Genomic DNA, 636 nt, shown 5'->3' on the forward strand with positions numbered 1-636 from the left:
ACCAAATCGTATTCGACCACATGAGCACTTCGCGACAATAGGGCATCCGCCAGCTGTATTAAGAATTACTGGTGATCATTTAGAAGGCCTTTCGTATTTATTGAAGCATAGGAATTTTAAAGATTTATTTCTATATTAAGAGGTGATTCATTCGATTAATCAATTGAGAAATGTAAATATTTCATATGAGCAACTTGAAGACATTTATTTAAATATGGAAGAACCATTTTTATTAAATGTAGAATGGCAAGGAATAAATTATGAGTTTATTATTAGAATGAAATTACAATCAAAAAGACTTATTATTTTGGGTTCAGGGGCAAGTGAAAAGCAGTCGCCACCTATTTTTCAAAGATACACTTGGATTAAGGATTTTGAAGAATCTGTAATTTTTTATAATGATCCAACCCTTTATTTGGGTGAAATTTCTTTAGGTTGGGGGCAAGGAACGATAGATAGGTATTACTTGAAAGATATAGCGATAATTTTAGAAAAAATAATAAGAAAGATAAATATTTTAAAAGAAAATGTGTTACTTTATGGAAGTTCAGGTGGAGGATTTATGTCTCTTATATTAGCAGGTTATTTAAGAGGGACTATCGCATTGGTCAACAATCCTCAAACCATATTAACAAA

At 30.7% G+C, this 636-nt stretch carries 1 protein-coding gene; it reads left to right on the forward strand.

The features are described from left to right. Nucleotides 1–142 precede the first annotated feature (142 nt). Nucleotides 143–636, forward strand: a 494-nt coding sequence (locus tag RCF13_RS23360) for a hypothetical protein (protein ID WP_308141572.1), incomplete at its 3' end; no start/stop codon positions are given.

The sequence above is a fragment of the Stenotrophomonas maltophilia group sp. RNC7 genome, from assembly GCF_030910085.1.
Lineage (GTDB): Bacteria > Pseudomonadota > Gammaproteobacteria > Xanthomonadales > Xanthomonadaceae > Stenotrophomonas > Stenotrophomonas sepilia.